The sequence below is a fragment of the Paenibacillus sp. OT2-17 genome (genome assembly GCF_009827695.1).
Classification (GTDB): Bacteria; Bacillota; Bacilli; order Paenibacillales; family Paenibacillaceae; genus Paenibacillus; species Paenibacillus polymyxa_B.
In genome coordinates this window covers 1-1,770 of record NZ_WUDQ01000678.1, presented here as the reverse complement: position 1 = coordinate 1,770, position 1,770 = coordinate 1, and the positions used below count along the sequence as shown (strand labels likewise).

The window sequence follows — 1,770 nt, the reverse complement described above, 5'->3', positions numbered from 1 at the left end:
CGAACAAAAAACGCCAGCTTGCAAAGCCTGTGATCAAACCGGAAATAATCGGAGCCAGTGCAGTACCTAACGCCAAGCCGATTGCTGTGACGCCCAAAGCACGTCCTCTTTTTTCAGCCGAGAAATAACGGACTGGGACGATCATAGCAGTTGCCGGAATAACTGCAGCCCCTGCAGCCTGAAGCAAACGAGCTACAATGAGCATCCAAAATTGATTGGCCAACAGTCCAATAAGCGAACCCAGTGCAAAAAAGATAATCCCAAACGTCAGCAAATCCTTAAGACGATATTTATCTGCCAATTTGCCGTAGGTCACCGAGCCAACCGCATACACGATCATATAGCCAGTCAGCAGCCAACTTACATCGGAAGCACTAATATGAAACTCCTCCCGAATCACAGGCATAACGACATTAAACATAAAAGCGTTCATCACTGAAAAAACAAGTGTGAAAGCCAACACACGCATAAGCTTATCCGCATTGGGATAAGTTTGTTCATTTATCATTTGGTTGTCTCCCTCTCCTGTAAACCTCTTATCTAAGATTGTATTTCACTGCTTTTGAATATCCCTATCCGGGCAAACTCTCTATATATCCGCTCAAACGCAGGTGTTCGCATAACGGTAATCGTGGAGAATTTTTTTAAGCAGGCCGCGCAGCGTCTCCGATTCTCCGACAGATAACGTTTCACCTACCGAGCTTTTAATTGCCTCAATGGTACGTTCAGCTGTCTTGTGAATCTCCAAACCTTCCTCAGTCAAATAGATTTGCTTCATTCGTGCATCTTCCGGGTGACTTTTGCGTACTGCCCAGTTTTTCTTAACGATCCCGTTAACCAGGCTGGTAACGCTTGATTTATCAATAAGCAATAGCTTTTCCAAATCCGTATTGGTGACTCCAGGCGACATCGCCAGTATATAGAGCGTCTGCGATTGTGGGGAGGTGAGCCCCAAAGGGCGCAGTGCTGTTTCAATTTCGCGCCGGACGGTAGTGAAAATCCATTTAATTAAATACATCGTACTCTCTTCCTCCCAAGGAAGACAAACGGGATACACCTCACTTCCCATCTCACTACTAACCTCCATAGCTATCTAATTTTAATAGTTTGAATTCCAACTAATTTTAATCAGCTGCCTACTTGGTGTCAATACTTTCGTAAAATGATGTTTTACTAGATAAGGTGAATTTCAAATTTTGAATTCATCCTTTATGTAAATATAGGCATAATAAAAGACGAGTCCTTGAAGGAAACCCGTCTTTTACTTCATTCATCATTCATTTCTGTTTTATAGTTGCTTAGTCTGCAGTTTTCACTTGAACTAGCGGATATTCTTCTCCATCAACGGTAACCTTACTAGCATCATTCAGCTCCAGCCGTTGCCAAATGGTCAACAGCGTACGATAAGGATACTTCTTCAGATCATACTCCGATGGTGCGTCAGTGTCTGTGTTGGTTCCATTACCACTACCCTCAGTAGAAATCTCTGAAGTCGAGCCTCCGTCCGTATTGTCTGTCACTGCTCCAGACTGATCGCCGCTTTTTCCGCTGGATGTACCACCACGAGCTGTGGAATCACTGTCTGTGGATTGTCCATCTGCTGTCGTGCTTTTTGTAGTGGCGCTCCCAGTGTTTACGTCACTGGATGGATCATTGTTCGCTTTAATGGCTACTTCCTTGTCGTTCTGTTCAGCAAGCGTAAAATTTTCGTATAAGTGCTCCTGTTGATCCGCCCCGACAATGACGAGCTTCTTCGGCTTAAATTCTGCC

2 protein-coding genes and 1 pseudogene are annotated in these 1,770 nt (G+C 44.3%); all 3 read right to left on the bottom strand.

The window, feature by feature from the left end:
• Positions 1-508, bottom strand: a 508-nt coding sequence (locus GRP75_RS26045) for an MFS transporter (protein WP_160790776.1), incomplete at its 3' end; no start/stop codon positions are given.
• 93 nt (positions 509-601) lie between these two features.
• Positions 602-1,069 carry a MarR family winged helix-turn-helix transcriptional regulator gene (locus GRP75_RS26040; protein WP_160790775.1) on the bottom strand — a complete coding sequence of 156 codons (468 nt, stop codon included), beginning with the start codon at positions 1,067-1,069 and terminating at the stop codon, positions 602-604.
• A gap of 229 nt (positions 1,070-1,298) precedes the next feature.
• Positions 1,299-1,770: pseudogene (locus GRP75_RS26035) on the bottom strand (GAP1-N2 domain-containing protein); the annotation flags it as partial.